The organism is Roseomonas mucosa ATCC BAA-692 (assembly GCF_000622225.1).
Lineage (GTDB): Bacteria > Pseudomonadota > Alphaproteobacteria > Acetobacterales > Acetobacteraceae > Roseomonas > Roseomonas mucosa.
In genome coordinates this window covers 40,444-53,462 of sequence record NZ_JHWD01000016.1, presented here as the reverse complement: position 1 = coordinate 53,462, position 13,019 = coordinate 40,444, and the positions used below count along the sequence as shown (strand labels likewise).

Below are 13,019 nucleotides of genomic sequence, written 5' to 3'. Positions count from 1 at the left end.
TGTTATGAAGCCGACATGTTACTCCCCTCGAACCATGTTGCAAGCTTCACGCGGGGCGGCTATGGGAATCGCTCATGGATGACCGCCGCCTCCGCGACAGGAAGGCGGCGAGCCCCGGAGAGGGCTGGGCGGCGATGCCGTCCCGAAGATCCGGCCAGGCGGGTGATACCGCCGAGGGGAGTGGAGGAACGTATGGCGGAGCTGCGCATGCCGACGCGTCGGCGGCTTCTCGGCACGGGAGCGGCACTTGGGGGAATGGGGCTGCTGGGCGCCCGGTCCTCCTGGGCCCAGGGCGGTAGCGGGATCAACTGGCGCAAGCACGCCGGAACGACCATCGAGGTCTCGCTCATCAGGAGCCCGCGCGGCGATACCCTTCAGCGCCACCAGAAGGAGTTCGAGGACCTCACCGGCATCAAGGTGAATGCCGAGCAGACGCCGGAGCAGCAGCAGCGCCAGAAGGCCACCATCGAGCTGGCCTCCGGCAAGCCGAGCTTCGACGTGGTGCATCTCAGCTATCACGTGCAGAAGCGGCAGTTCGAGAAGGGCGGCTGGCTGGCCGACCTCACGCCCTACATCAACGACCGCGCCCTGACGCCGCCGGACCTGCTGTCGGACTTCTCCGAGGCCGGGCTGACCTTCGCGCGGGACGGCAAGGCCATCGGCGGCCTGCCCTGGTCCGTGGACTACTGGATCCTCTACTGGAACAAGGAGCTCTTCGCGCAGAAGAAGATCGCCTTCCCGGCCACTTTCGACGAGATGGTCGCGGCCGCCGAGGCGCTGACCGATCCGCGCAGCCGCACCTACGGCTTCGTGGCGCGCGGGCTGCGCAATGCCAACACGCCCGTCTGGACCACCTTCATGCTCGGCTACGACACGCCGTCGGTGGATGCGAAGGGCGAGCTGCGCACGGATACGCCCGAGGCGATCGAGGCGGCGAAGCTCTACCAGCGGCTGATGAGCAAGTCGGGGCCGCCGGGCATCTCGGGCTTCAACTGGGCGGAATGCCAGTCGGCCTTCCTGCAGGGCCGCATCGGCATGTGGCTGGACGGCATCGGCTTCGCCCCGCCGCTGGAGGACCCGGAGAAGTCCCGCGTCGTGGGCAAGGTCGGGTACGGGCTGATGCCCAGGGGGCCGAAGGCGCATGCCGCCGGCACCTTCGGCGACGGGATCGGGGTCGCCGCGGCCTCGGCGAAGAAGGAGGCGGCCTATCTCTACTGCCAGTGGGCGGTGTCGCGGGAGATGGGCGCGCGGCTGCTGCAGACCGGCTCCGGCGTGCCCTTCCGCAACTCCGTGCTGGCCGATCCCGAGGTCCGCAAGGGGGTGAAGATGCCCGGCGAATGGGTGGATGCCGTGGCGCAGTCGGCGGCGGTCAGCCGCCTCGCCCTGCCGGTCATCATCCCGGTCACCGAGTTCCGCGACGTCTATGGCGTGGCGCTCACCAACATGATCTCCGGCGCCGACCCGGCCACGGAGCTGAAGCGCGCGACGCAGGAGTTCCGGCCGGTGCTGGAGCGGAGCGAGCGGGCATGAGCGTGGCCGCCTCGGCCGAATCGCCGGCGGAGCCGCGGGCGGCGCCGGGCGGGGCGGCCCTTTCCACCGGCGGCGGCGACCATCTTCGCCGCGGCTACTGGGCCTTCGTGCTGCCGGCCCTCTTCACCGTCTGCGCGGTGATCCTCTTTCCCTGGGTCTTCACCCTGTGGATGAGCCTGAACGAGTGGCGCGTGGGCGAGAGCCATCATCTCGTCGGGCTGGCGAACTACGCCAGGCTGGCCGGGGATGCGCGCTTCCTCGAATCGCTCTGGCACACGCTGGTCTACACGGTGCTGTCGGTGGTGGCGCCGCTGGTGCTGGGCACGGCGGCGGCGCTTTTCTTCCACAAGGAGATGCCGCTGCGCGGGCTGTTCCGGGGCATCTTCGTCATGCCGATGATGGCGACGCCGGTGGCCATCGCCCTGGTCTGGACGATGATGTTCCACCCGCAGCTCGGCGTGCTGAACTACCTGCTCTCGCTGGTCGGCATCGGGCCGCAGGAATGGGTCTTCCATCCGGCCACGGTGATCCCCTCGCTGGTGCTGGTGGAGACCTGGCAGTGGACGCCGCTGGTGATGCTGATCGTGCTGGGCGGGCTGGCCTCGCTGCCGCAGGAGCCCTATGAGAGCGCGCATATCGATGGCGCGAATGCCTGGCAGCGCTTCCGCTATCTCACCCTGCCGATGCTCGGCCCCTTCCTGATGGTGGCGGTGATCATCCGCACCATCGATGCCTTCAAGAGCTTCGACATCATCTACGCCATCACCCAGGGCGGCCCGGGCACGGCCTCGGAGACGATCAACCTCTACCTCTACAGCGTGGCCTTCGCCTATTACGAGGTCGGCTACGGCTCCGCCATCGCGGTGGTGTTCTTCGTCTTCATCGTGCTGCTGTCGCTGCTGCTGCTCCATCTGCGCCGCCGCGCCGACCGCGCCGTGCGGGGGGCCGCCTGATGGCCCGCACGCTGATGCGCAAGCTCGGGATGATCCTCTGCGGGCTGCTGGTGGTCTCGCCGGCGCTGCTCTTCTTCGTCTGGATGCTGTCGCTGTCCCTCAAGTTCGAGATCGACAACGGCGCCTACCCGCCCATCCTGATCCCGGACCGGATCGCCTGGAAGAACTACGCCGGCGTCTTCGAGAGCAACAACTTCCTGCTGTACTTCTGGAACAGCATCGTCGTCACCGGCACCGCCACCCTGCTCGCGCTGCTGGTCGGCGTGCCGGCGGGCTACGGCATCGCGCGGCTCGGCGCCCATCGCGCGGCGGTGGTGATCATGATCGCCCGCATGACGCCGGGCCTGTCCTTCCTGATCCCGATGTTCCTGCTCTTCCAGTGGCTGGGCCTGCTCGGCTCGCTGGTGCCGCAGATCGTCATCCATCTCGTGGTCACGGTGCCGATCGTGATCTGGATCATGATCGGCTATTTCGAGACCACGCCGCTGGAGCTGGAGGAGGCCGCGATGATCGACGGCGCCAACCGGTGGGAGATCTTCCGGCAGGTGGCGCTGCCCATCGCCAGGCCCGGCATCGTGGTGGCCTTCATCCTGTCGGTCATCTTCTCCTGGAACAACTTCGTCTTCGGCATCGTGCTGGCCGGGCGGGAGACGCGGACCCTGCCGGTTGCCGTGTACAACATGCTGTCCTTCGAGCAGGTGAGCTGGGGCCCGCTGGCCGCCGCGGCGCTGGTGGTCACGCTGCCGGTGCTGATCCTGACCATCGTGGCGCAGCGCCAGATCGTCGCCGGCCTCACGGCGGGGGCGGTGAAGGGTGGCTGATCCCCGCCCCGCTTTGCCGGCGCGGCCCCTCGGCCGCTCCGGGCTGACGGTTTCCGCCATCGGCTTCGGTGCCGCGCCGCTGGGCGACCTCTATGCGCGGATGGAGGAGGGCGTGGCCATCGGGGCGGCCGTCGCCGCCATCGAGCAGGGCGTCACCCTGCTCGACACCTCGCCGCTCTATGGCCATGGCCTGTCGGAGCACCGCTGCGGCACGGCGCTGCGGATCGCGGGGCGCGAGGGCGTGGTGCTGTCCACCAAGGCCGGCCGCTGGATGGAACCGCGGCAGGGGCGCGGCGACGGCTCGGGCTATCTCGGCGGCCTGCCGCACCGGGCGGTGGTGGATTACTCCTATGACGGCACGCTGCGCAGCGTCGAGCAGTCGCTGCTTCGCCTGGGCACGGACCGGATCGACCTGCTGCTGATCCATGACGTGGACCGCTGGACCCATGGCGATGCCGTCGAGCGGCGTTTCCGCGAGGCGATGGAGGGGGCCTATCCCGCCCTGGACCGGATGCGCCGCGAGGGTGTGGTGAAGGCGATCGGCGTCGGCGTCAACGAGAGCGCGATGTGCGCCCGCTTCGCCCGCGCGGGCGATTTCGACGCCATGCTGCTCGCGGGCCGCTATACGCTGCTGGAACAGGGGGCGCTCGACGATTTCCTGCCCCTCGCGCTGGAGAAGGGCATCGGCATCCTGCTGGGCGGCGTCTTCAATTCCGGCATCCTGGCGACCGGCGCCGTGCCGGGCGCGAAATACAACTACCGGGACGCGCCGCCGGCGATCCTCGGCGCGGTGCGTCGCATCGAGGCGATCTGCGCCGCGCATGACGTCCGCCTCGCCGACGCGGCGCTGCATTTCGGCCTCGCGCATCCGGCCGTCTCCTCCGTGGTGCTGGGGGCGGGCAGTGCCGGGGAGGTCGGGCGCAACCTCGCCGCCCTGGAACGTCCGGTTCCCCCCGCCTTCTGGGCCGCGATGCGGGATGCCGGGCTGCTGCGCCCCGATGCGCCCGTTCCGATATGAGCGCCGCGCCCTCACCCCGGATCGACGCGCACCAGCATTTCTGGGCCCTGTCCCGGGGCGACTATGGTTGGCTGACGCCGGAGATGGGGGCGATCCACCGGGATTTCGGCCCCGGCGATCTGGCGCCCCTGCTCCGCGAGGCCGGGATCGGCGGCAGCATCGCCGTCCAGGCCGCGCCCACGGAGGCCGAGACCCGATACCTGCTCGGCATCGCGGCGACGGAACCCAGCGTCCTGGGCGTGGTCGGCTGGAGCGACCTGGAAGCCCCCGATGCCCCGGCCGGTCTCGGGCGGCTGGCGGCGGACCCGCTGCTGGTCGGGCTGCGGCCGATGCTGCATGACCTTCCCGACGACGAGTGGCTGTCGCGCCCGGCGCTGCTGCCGGCGGTGGAGGCGATGCAGGCGCTGGGGCTGGCCTTCGACGCGCTGGTGAAGCCTCGCCACCTGCCTCATCTGCTCCGCTTCGCGGAGGCCCATCCCGGGCTCGCGATCGTCATCGACCATCTGGCCAAGCCCGCCATCGTGGAGGGGCCGGGCACCCGGTCCTGGCGCGGCTGGGCGGAGGGTATGGCGGCGCTGGCGCGGCTGCCGCATGTCCACTGCAAGCTCTCGGGCCTGATCACCGAGGCCGGGCCCGGCTGGAGCCTGGAGGGTCTGCGCCCTTATGCGGAGCGGGTGCTGGAGCTCTTCGGGCCGCGGCGCGTGATCTGGGGCAGCGACTGGCCCGTGCTGCGCCTGGCGGGAACCTATTCCGGCTGGTGGGAGGCCACGGCCGCGCTCCTCGCCTCCCTGCCGGCGGATGACCGGGCGGCCATCCTCGGCGGCAATGCGGCACGGACCTATCTCGGCAAGCGGGGGCGCAAGCCATGCTGAAGACCATCCATCCCCTCCTGACGCCGGACCTGCTCTGGGTCCTGGCCTCGATGGGCCATGGCGACGACTTGGTCCTGGTGGATGCCAACCATCCCGCCGCGGCCATTGCGCGGTCCACCGCATCGGGCCGCCTCGTCATCCTGCCGGGCCTGCGCATGGCCGAAGTCGCGGCGGCGATCCTGACCCTGCTGCCGATCGACGATTTCGAGCCCGGCCCGGTCCGGCGTATGGAGGTGGTGGGCGCCCCCGGCGAGGTTCCGCCCATCCAGCGCGAGGTCCAGGCGGAGCTGGAACGGGCGGTGCCGGGGCTGACCATGCAGGGGCTGGAGCGCTTCGCCTTCTACGACGCCGCCCGCAGGGGCTTCGCCGTGGTTCAGGTCGGCGATGCCCGTCCCTATGGCTGCTTTCTGCTGCGCAAGGGCGTCATCGCCGGGCACTGAACACGAAAAAGGAGAGCGACCGGAAATGGCATCCGTCACCATCAGCAATGTCCGCAAGGCCTATGGCGCCCATGCGGTGATGCACGGGGTGTCCATCGACATCCCCGACGGCGCCTTCGTCGTCCTCGTCGGCCCGTCGGGCTGCGGCAAGTCCACTCTGCTGCGCATGATCGCCGGGCTGGAGACCATCACGGGCGGCACGATCAGCATCGGCCCGCGCGTGGTGAACGACGTGCCGCCCAAGGATCGCGACATCGCGATGGTGTTCCAGAACTACGCGCTCTATCCGCACATGACGGTGGCCGAGAACATGGCCTTCGCCCTGAAGCTGAAGAAGGCGAGGCCAGAGGAGATCCTCCGGAAGGTGCGGCCCGCGGCGGAGATCCTCGGCCTGTCCAGGCTGCTCGACCGCCTGCCGCGCCATCTCTCGGGCGGGCAGCGGCAGCGTGTCGCCATGGGCCGGGCCATCGTGCGCGACCCGGCGGTCTTCCTGTTCGACGAGCCGCTGTCGAATCTGGATGCCAAGCTGCGCGTCCAGATGCGCACGGAGATCAAGGCTCTCCACCAGAGGTTGCGCACCACGATGATCTATGTGACCCATGACCAGATCGAGGCCATGACCATGGCCGACCAGATCGTGGTGATGCAGGACGGGCGCGTGGAGCAGATCGGTGCGCCCCTGGAACTCTACGACCGCCCGGCGAATGTCTTCGTGGCCAGCTTCATCGGTTCGCCCGCCATGAACCTCCTGCCCGGCACCGCCGTGGAGGGCGGCGTGCAGCTCGGCGACGGGATGGTCCTGCCGCTGCCCGCGGGCTCGCCGGTCGCGCCGAGCCGCCGCGTGACCTATGGGATACGGCCCGAGCACCTTCTGGTCGGAGAGGGCGGGCTGCCGATGGTGGTGGATGTGATGGAGCCCACGGGCTCGGAAACGCAGGTCTTCGGGCGGCTGGGGGAACACCGCTTCATGGGCAGCTTCCGCGAGCGCATCCAGGTCGCGCCCGGCGAGGTCCTCCCCATCCACTGGGACACCCGCCTCGCCCATCTGTTCGACCAGGCGGACGGGCTCCGCGTGGAAACCTTCCGGCAGGACCTCGCCGCCTGAGGCGGCGCGGGGCCATCGCCCGGAGGGCGTCCCCACCCCCGGCGATCTCGTCCCCCCCGTATCAGCAAGCACCGTGCCCGGAACCACGGCCGACGGACATGTGCGGCCGGGGCACAGCCCCGTGCCCTGGGCATGGCCGTGTCAAAGAAGGGTGTTACATCGGGAGGCGATAGCTTACATACACCGACGTCAATCATGGGATGTGAACATTGAAGGCCATCGTCTTGTGTGCTGGCCAGGGGCGTCGTCTCCTGCCGTTTACGGAGCAGACCCCGAAATGTCTCCTTTCCGTGGGTGGCAGACCCATCCTTGGCTGGCAGCTTCTGGGACTGGCCAGGTCCGGGATTCGGGAGGTCACGCTCGTCACGGGGTTCCGGGCCGAGGCCATCGAGGCGGCGCTGCCCGGCATCACGCCCGCGGGCCTGACGGTCCGGACCCTCTTCAATCCTTTCTTCGGCGTCGCCGAGAACATCGGCAGCTGCTTCCTGGTCCGTGACCTGCTGCGGGCGGCCGACACGGTGCTGCTGAATGGCGACACCTTGTTCGAGCCCGCGGTGTTGCGCCACCTGCTGGCAGCCCCCGCCGCAGACATCACCGTCACCATCGACCGCAAGTCCGCCTATGACGCCGACGACATGAAGGTTTCGGCGGATGGGGCGATCCTCCGCGCCATCGGCAAGACCCTGTTGCCGTCCGAAACGAATGGCGAGTCCATCGGCATGCTGCGTTTCCAGGGCACGGGCGGCGCGCTCTTCGCCGATGGGCTGGAAACGGCACTGCGCCAGCCGGAAGGGCTGCGCCGCTGGTATCTCTCCGTCATCCATGCCCTCGCGCAGACGGGACAGGTCCGGGTGACCTCCATCGAGGGCCTCAGCTGGGGCGAGGTGGACTATCCGGACGATCTCGCCGAGGCGGAGGCGCTTGTCCGCTCCTGGGCCACGCCCACCCCGGCCCTGGCCGGGTGACGCCGAGGTGATCATGCTCCCGACGCGGAATTCGCTTCCCCGACGCCTGGGGTCCTTTGCCACCCTGCCCGATGCCCTGAACTACGCCGCCGGTGGGGAAACGGGCCTGAATTTCCATGATGGCCGGGGTGAACTGGTCAGGGCCTTGTCCTACCGCGAGTTGCGCGAAACGGCGCGCCGCCTGGCAAGGCAGCTGATCGGCGCCGGGCTGGAGCGCGGAAGCCGCGTGGCCATCGTCGCCGAGACACGGCCCGATGTGGTGGAGGCCTTCCTGGCCTGCCAGTATGCGGGCCTGGTGCCGCTGCTCCTGCCCCTGCCGGTCGCCTTCGGCGGGCGCCAGACCTATATCGAGCATGTTTCCCGGCTGACCCTGGCGGCCCGCGCCTCGGCGCTCTTCGTGCCGGAGGCCCTGCAGCCCTGGCTGGCACCCTTTGCCGCCGAGGCCGGGCTGACGGTCTTCGGAACCGTGGCGGGGCTGGCCTCGGCTCCGGAAAGCGCGGCCGACCCGGTTCCGCTGGGCGAGGACGAGATCGCCTATCTCCAGTTCTCCTCGGGCAGCACGCGCTTCCCCATGGGGGTGGCCGTTACGCAGCGGGCGCTGATGGAGAACATCCGCGCCATCCTCCGGCACGGGCTGCAGGTGGGCGAGGAGGACCGGGCGGTGTCCTGGCTGCCGCTCTACCATGACATGGGCCTGGTGGGCTTCATGCTGGCGCCCCTCGCCGGGCAGGTGACGGTGGACTACCTCTCGCCGCAGGAATTCGCGCGGCGGCCGCAGCTCTGGCTGAGGCTGATCTCCGCCAACCGCGCCACCCTCTCCTACAGCCCCAGCTTCGGCTACGAGCTCTGCACCCGGCGGGGGCGCCCGGACCCGGCCAAGGGCCCGGCCCTCGACCTTTCCTCCTGGCGCGCCGCGGGCATCGGCGGGGACATGATCCGGCCGCACGTGCTGGCACGCTTCGCCGAGACCTTCGCGCCGGATGGCTTCCGCGCGGAAGCCTTCGTGCCCAGCTACGGCATGGCCGAGGCGACCCTCGCCATCAGCTTCGCACCCCTGGGCAAGGGGCTGGCGACGGACATGGTGGACCTCGACCGGCTGGAGCGGGAGGGCGCCGCCATGCCCCCCGGCGACGGGTCGCGGCTGCGGGAATTCGCCCTGTGCGGCCCCCCGGTTCCGGGCACCGAGCTGGAGATCCGCGACGCCACCGGCGCCGCGCTGCCCGAACGGCAGGTGGGGCGCATCCTGGTGCGCGGTCCGGGGCTGATGCAGGGCTATGACGAGCGGCCCGAGGAAAGCACCGCCGTGCTTTCGGCGGATGGCTGGCTCGACACGGGCGACCTCGGCTACCGCCTGAACGGACAGGTGGTGATCACCGGCCGCGCCAAGGACCTGATCATCGTCAACGGCCGCAATGTCTGGCCGCAGGACCTGGAATGGTCCGTGGAGCAGTCGATCCCCACGGCGCGCAGCGGCGACGCCGCGGCCTTCTCGGTGGAGGAGGACGGCGCGGAGCAGGTGGTGATGCTGATCGAGGCACGCGGCGCCCCGGACAGCGGGGAGCGTGAGCGGCTGGCCACCGAGGCGGCCGGCATGCTTCGCGCCCGCCACGGGGTCGAGGCCCGGATCGTGCTGGTGTCGCCGGGTACGCTGCCGCGCACCTCCTCGGGCAAGCTCAGCCGCACCCTGGCGCGACGCCGCTACCTGGCCGGGCGCTTCACGGCGGGGGCCAGCGCGCTGGCGGCCCTGCCGGAATGACCGACGCCCCGCTGGCCGCCGTCACGGGCGGAACCGGCTTCCTGGGGCGCCATGTGGTCGCGGCGCTGGCGGCGCAGGGCTGGCGGGTGCGGGTGCTGGTCCGGCGCGAATGCGGTGCCGAGGGGCTGCCGGCGGAGCCCCTGCGCGGGGATCTCGCCGATGCGGCGGCCCTGTGCCGGCTGGTATCCGGTGCCCAGGCGGTGGTGCATCTGGCCGGGCTGACCAAGGCGCACGGACCCGCCGAGTTCCTGGCCGTGAACCGGGACGGCAGCGCGCGCCTGGCGGAAGCGGTCGTCCGGGCGGCACCCGAGGCACGCTGCGTGCTGGTGTCCTCCCTGGCGGCGCGGGAGCCGCACCTGTCCCCCTATGCCGCCAGCAAGCGGGCGGGGGAGCGGGCGGCCGTGGCGGCCCTGGGGCCGGCAGGGCGCTGGGTGGTGCTGCGCCCCTCGGTGATCTATGGGCCGGGGGACCTGGAAGGGCTGCTGCTGCGCCGTCTGGCGAACTCCGCCATCGTGCCCGTGCCGCGCGCGCCGGAGCCGCGGATCGCCATGGTGCATGCGCGGGACGTCGCGGCGGCCGTCGCGGCCCTCTGCCGCTCCGGCCCCTTGGCTACTCCCTGGGGCGGCACCTTCGAGGTCACGGATGCGCGGCGCGAGGGCTATGGCTGGCGCGAGTTGCTGCGCGGCTTGGCACAGGGGCTGCGGCAACGGCCGCGCTTCCTGGAGGTGCCGGACGCGGCCATGCTGGCGGCGGGTGTGGCGGCGGATGGCTGGGCCCGGCTGACCGGGCGCAGCGGGCTCTTCGGCCTCGGCAAGGCGCGGGAGATCCTGCACCGGGACTGGGGCTCCGGTGCGGAGCGGCAACTGCCGGAAGCGGTCTGGGCACCCCGCATCGGCTTCGAGGAGGGGTTGCGGGACACGCTGGCCTGGTGGGCCAGCCTCGGCCTCGCCCCGGCGCCGGGCTGAACCCGGGCCGGCCCCTATGACGCCCCGCCGCCCATGCGCGCCGCCTCGTAGCGATAGCTGCAACCGTCCCCCGTCTGCGCGGCATTGACGGTGGGGATTTCCGCCGCGCTCAGCCGGTCGCCGGCGATCCGCCCCGCGGCCCGGCGCTCCGATCCGTCACGGTCCAGCGCGATCTCGCCATGCGGTGTCACGGTGCCTGTCATGACGGGACGCTGCACGGCGGAATGGCGATGGCGCGAGGTCCGCAGTTCCACCAGCCCGTCCCGGATGCGGAACCAGACGGTGTGGGGCTCCTTGCGGCAGTTCGCCGCCGTGCCGACCGGGATCTGCTGGCCCTGGTACAGGCCGTTGAACCGTGCCAATGCCTCCGGCGCGGCCGGACTCTGCGGCGCCGCCCCCTCCCCGGCGCAACCCGCCAGCAGGGGCAATATCAGCAGCACCAGCGTGGCCGCGCGGCGGCCACGGAGGAACGGATGACCCAGTCCGCCACGCCTTCCGACCATGCGACCGGCCGTCCGGTCGTCTTCATCCACACCAACGCCAAGCAGCGGCTTGGGGCGCTGGTCTCGGCGCATTCCTTCCGCCGCAACGCCCGGCAGCCCGACGGCTTCGAGGTGCGGCTGCTGGAGGCGGAGCATTCCGCCCCGCTCCGTGCCGCCGAGGGGCGGAGCTTCCTCCGCGCCGGGCACAGCCGCACTTGGCGTATGGATGACCTGCAATCCTTTACCCCTCTCCGCTTCGCCGTGCCCGATGCCATGGGGCACCGGGGCGTGGCGCTGGTGGTGGACCCCGACGTCTTCGCGGTGGGCGATGTGGGCGAGCTCTTCGCCCGTGACCGCGAAGGCAAGGCCATATGGTGCCGGGCGCGGCCCGGGCACAACGGCGCGCCGGACTATCTCGCCACCAGCGTGATGCTGCTGGACTGCGCGCTGCTGCCGCACTGGCGCTTCGGGCCGATGCTGGAGGACCTCTTCGCGAAGCGGCTGGACTATGTGGAGATGATCGAGCTGCGGCGGGAGAAGCGCGAGACCATCGGGCTGCTGGAGACGGTCTGGAACGATTTCGACCGGATGGGCCCAGACACGCGGCTGCTGCATACCACCAAGCGGCGGACGCAGCCCTGGAAGACGGGGCTGAAGGTGGACTTCACCCTGCGCGAACGCGGCTTCGGGCCGATCCCGGCGGCGGTGGTGCGGCCCATCCTGCGGCTCTGGACCTCCCAGGCCCGCTACAAGCCGCATCCGGACAAGCGGCAGGAGGCCTTCTTCTTCGCCATGCTGGCGGAATGCCTGGACGAGGGATCGGTCACCCGCACGGAGGTGGAGCACGGGATCAGGGAGAAGCATATCCGCCCGGATGCCCTGGCGCTCGCGGATCGCTGCCGGGGCCAGTTCCCCCGGCCCCTGCCGGCAGCAGCGGCCTGATGCGCTCCACCGCCGCCGCGGCCACAGGCGGCGGCGGGGATCTTCCTTCCGTGAGCCGGTGATGCTCCAGACCCTGCCAGAAGAACCACAGGTCGCGCGGCCAGCCGGCCCAGCCGCGCCGCACCAGCCCGCCCCAGGCCCGGCCGGGGATACGCAGCCAGGGCGGGGCCGCCTGCCCGGCATCCGCCAGCCGCAGGGCGCGCATGGCGCGGAGCCAGGCGCCGCCAGGACGGTTCGCCCGCACGGGAATGAGGGTGACGGGCCTTCCGGTCGCCACCGTTTCCGAGGCCATGGCGACGCTGTCGGCGGTCACGGCGAACTCGTCGGCCAGGGCCAGCAGGCCGGGATAGGGGTTCCGCTCGCCCGCGCCTTCCAGCAATGCGGCGGGCACCGGCGCCCCGGCCAGGATGCGGCGCAGGCGCCCGGCCAGGGCGGCGGGCGTGCGGCGGCTGGCGATGGCCAGGACACTGCCGCCCTCGTCCCGGGCCCGGGCGAGCAGCGCGTGGCAGGCGCTTTCCACTTCCTCCGGATGCAGTCGCCAGGGCCAGGACGGCCCGCCCAGGAGCAGGGCGCGGCGCGGCGCCGGGAACCGTTCCAGCTCGCCCCCCCAGGCCACCGCCGCCGCGGCCAGCTTCTCCGGGGTCTGGCGCGTCAGGGAGAGCGGCTGCTCCAGCACCGCGGGGCCGGGCGGCACGCCGTATTGCGGCGTGGTCAACACGAGATCGAAGCGGCCGGGATGGCAGCGTGGCCGGCCGATCTGCACGATCCGCGTGCGGCCTCCGGAGCTTGCGCGGACCCAGCGCGCGGCGGGCACGCTGCGGCGCCCGACGCCGATCACGAGGTCCGGCCAGGGCGGGGCCAGCCTCGCGCGGGAGGCCCGGTCGAGGCTGGCCAGGCCGATGCCGCCGAAGCGGGTGGGCAGCAGGCGGAGCAGGTTGTGGCGCAGGGGGATCGCCTCCACCACGCCGCCACAGGCGTCGGCTACGGCCTCGGCCAGGGCCAGCACCTGGTTGTTGTCGCCGGTGCGGGGGCCGAGCAGGGCCCAGACCAGGAATCCTTGGTGCGCACCTTCGTGCGCCCTTTCGTGCACCCTTGGGGCCTTCGTGCTGTCCGTCTCACCCATGTGCTCTTCCCGGGGGCGCGGAAGATGGCCCCGGGCCGGAATGCCGG

Annotated in this window: 13 protein-coding genes; 11 read left to right on the top strand and 2 right to left on the bottom strand. The window is 71.3% G+C overall.

Features of this window, described 5'->3' with window-relative positions; all coding sequences use genetic code 11:
• The first annotated feature begins 207 nt into the window (after positions 1-207).
• The 10 genes from BT98_RS0114690 (at position 208) to BT98_RS0114645 (ending at position 10,425) form a co-directional block, all read left to right on the top strand.
• Positions 208-1,530 (top strand): ABC transporter substrate-binding protein, encoded by a 1,323-nt coding sequence (locus BT98_RS0114690; RefSeq protein WP_162175655.1) that lies wholly within the window; start codon positions 208-210, stop codon positions 1,528-1,530.
• Positions 1,527-2,483, top strand: coding sequence for a carbohydrate ABC transporter permease (locus tag BT98_RS0114685; RefSeq protein WP_019460901.1), 957 nt, complete (start codon positions 1,527-1,529; stop codon positions 2,481-2,483). Before BT98_RS0114690 ends, BT98_RS0114685 begins: the two co-directional genes overlap by 4 nt.
• Positions 2,483-3,304 (top strand): carbohydrate ABC transporter permease, encoded by an 822-nt coding sequence (locus BT98_RS0114680; protein ID WP_019460902.1) that lies wholly within the window; start codon positions 2,483-2,485, stop codon positions 3,302-3,304. The genes BT98_RS0114685 and BT98_RS0114680 overlap by 1 nt, the downstream gene beginning before the upstream one ends.
• Positions 3,297-4,322 (top strand): aldo/keto reductase, encoded by a 1,026-nt coding sequence (locus BT98_RS0114675; protein WP_037250988.1) that lies wholly within the window; start codon positions 3,297-3,299, stop codon positions 4,320-4,322. The genes BT98_RS0114680 and BT98_RS0114675 overlap by 8 nt, the downstream gene beginning before the upstream one ends.
• On the top strand, positions 4,319-5,194 hold the full coding sequence (locus BT98_RS0114670) for an amidohydrolase family protein (protein WP_019460904.1): 876 nt from the start codon (positions 4,319-4,321) through the stop codon (positions 5,192-5,194). The genes BT98_RS0114675 and BT98_RS0114670 overlap by 4 nt, the downstream gene beginning before the upstream one ends.
• On the top strand, positions 5,188-5,634 hold the full coding sequence (locus BT98_RS0114665) for an RbsD/FucU family protein (RefSeq protein WP_019460905.1): 447 nt from the start codon (positions 5,188-5,190) through the stop codon (positions 5,632-5,634). The genes BT98_RS0114670 and BT98_RS0114665 overlap by 7 nt, the downstream gene beginning before the upstream one ends.
• A 25-nt stretch (positions 5,635-5,659) precedes the next feature.
• A complete protein-coding gene (locus tag BT98_RS0114660) occupies positions 5,660-6,739 on the top strand; it encodes an ABC transporter ATP-binding protein (protein WP_019460906.1) in 1,080 nt (359 codons plus the stop codon).
• Between the two features lie 209 nt (positions 6,740-6,948).
• Entirely contained in the window at positions 6,949-7,704 is a 756-nt protein-coding gene (locus tag BT98_RS0114655) for a phosphocholine cytidylyltransferase family protein (RefSeq protein ID WP_026033144.1), read from the top strand.
• A gap of 13 nt (positions 7,705-7,717) precedes the next feature.
• Entirely contained in the window at positions 7,718-9,460 is a 1,743-nt protein-coding gene (locus tag BT98_RS0114650; protein ID WP_081798613.1) for a fatty acyl-AMP ligase, read from the top strand.
• Positions 9,457-10,425 (top strand): NAD-dependent epimerase/dehydratase family protein, encoded by a 969-nt coding sequence (locus tag BT98_RS0114645; RefSeq protein WP_019460909.1) that lies wholly within the window; start codon positions 9,457-9,459, stop codon positions 10,423-10,425. The genes BT98_RS0114650 and BT98_RS0114645 overlap by 4 nt, the downstream gene beginning before the upstream one ends.
• Before the next feature lie 14 nt (positions 10,426-10,439).
• On the opposite strand, the gene BT98_RS0114640 is transcribed toward BT98_RS0114645, so the two are convergent.
• Complete coding sequence (locus BT98_RS0114640; RefSeq protein WP_139323546.1) at positions 10,440-10,865, bottom strand: hypothetical protein; 426 nt, start codon at positions 10,863-10,865, stop codon at positions 10,440-10,442.
• Between the two features lie 33 nt (positions 10,866-10,898).
• Between BT98_RS0114640 and BT98_RS0114635 the strand changes: the two genes are divergently transcribed.
• Positions 10,899-11,849, top strand: coding sequence for a hypothetical protein (locus tag BT98_RS0114635; protein ID WP_019460911.1), 951 nt, complete (start codon positions 10,899-10,901; stop codon positions 11,847-11,849).
• On the opposite strand, the gene BT98_RS26205 is transcribed toward BT98_RS0114635, so the two are convergent.
• The gene (locus BT98_RS26205; RefSeq protein ID WP_019460912.1) at positions 11,758-12,972 is read right to left on the bottom strand and encodes a mitochondrial fission ELM1 family protein; all 1,215 of its coding nucleotides are present in this window, start codon (positions 12,970-12,972) and stop codon (positions 11,758-11,760) included. The two genes, BT98_RS0114635 and BT98_RS26205, sit on opposite strands and share 92 nt — an antisense overlap.
• Positions 12,973-13,019: the final 47 nt, after the last annotated feature.

Bases quoted from the DNA above. Each gene is read 5' to 3' on its own strand.
- BT98_RS0114690 (WP_162175655.1), top strand. From the start codon at position 208: ATGCCGACGCGTCGGCGGCTTCTCGGCACGGGAGCGGCACTTGGGGGA.
- BT98_RS0114685 (WP_019460901.1), top strand. From the start codon at position 1,527: ATGAGCGTGGCCGCCTCGGCCGAATCGCCGGCGGAGCCGCGGGCGGCG.
- BT98_RS0114680 (WP_019460902.1), top strand. From the start codon at position 2,483: ATGGCCCGCACGCTGATGCGCAAGCTCGGGATGATCCTCTGCGGGCTG.
- BT98_RS0114670 (WP_019460904.1), top strand. From the start codon at position 4,319: ATGAGCGCCGCGCCCTCACCCCGGATCGACGCGCACCAGCATTTCTGG.
- BT98_RS0114665 (WP_019460905.1), top strand. From the start codon at position 5,188: ATGCTGAAGACCATCCATCCCCTCCTGACGCCGGACCTGCTCTGGGTC.
- BT98_RS0114660 (WP_019460906.1), top strand. From the start codon at position 5,660: ATGGCATCCGTCACCATCAGCAATGTCCGCAAGGCCTATGGCGCCCAT.
- BT98_RS0114650 (WP_081798613.1), top strand. From the start codon at position 7,718: ATGCTCCCGACGCGGAATTCGCTTCCCCGACGCCTGGGGTCCTTTGCC.
- BT98_RS0114645 (WP_019460909.1), top strand. From the start codon at position 9,457: ATGACCGACGCCCCGCTGGCCGCCGTCACGGGCGGAACCGGCTTCCTG.
- BT98_RS0114635 (WP_019460911.1), top strand. From the start codon at position 10,899: ATGACCCAGTCCGCCACGCCTTCCGACCATGCGACCGGCCGTCCGGTC.
- BT98_RS26205 (WP_019460912.1), bottom strand. From the start codon at position 12,972: ATGGGTGAGACGGACAGCACGAAGGCCCCAAGGGTGCACGAAAGGGCG.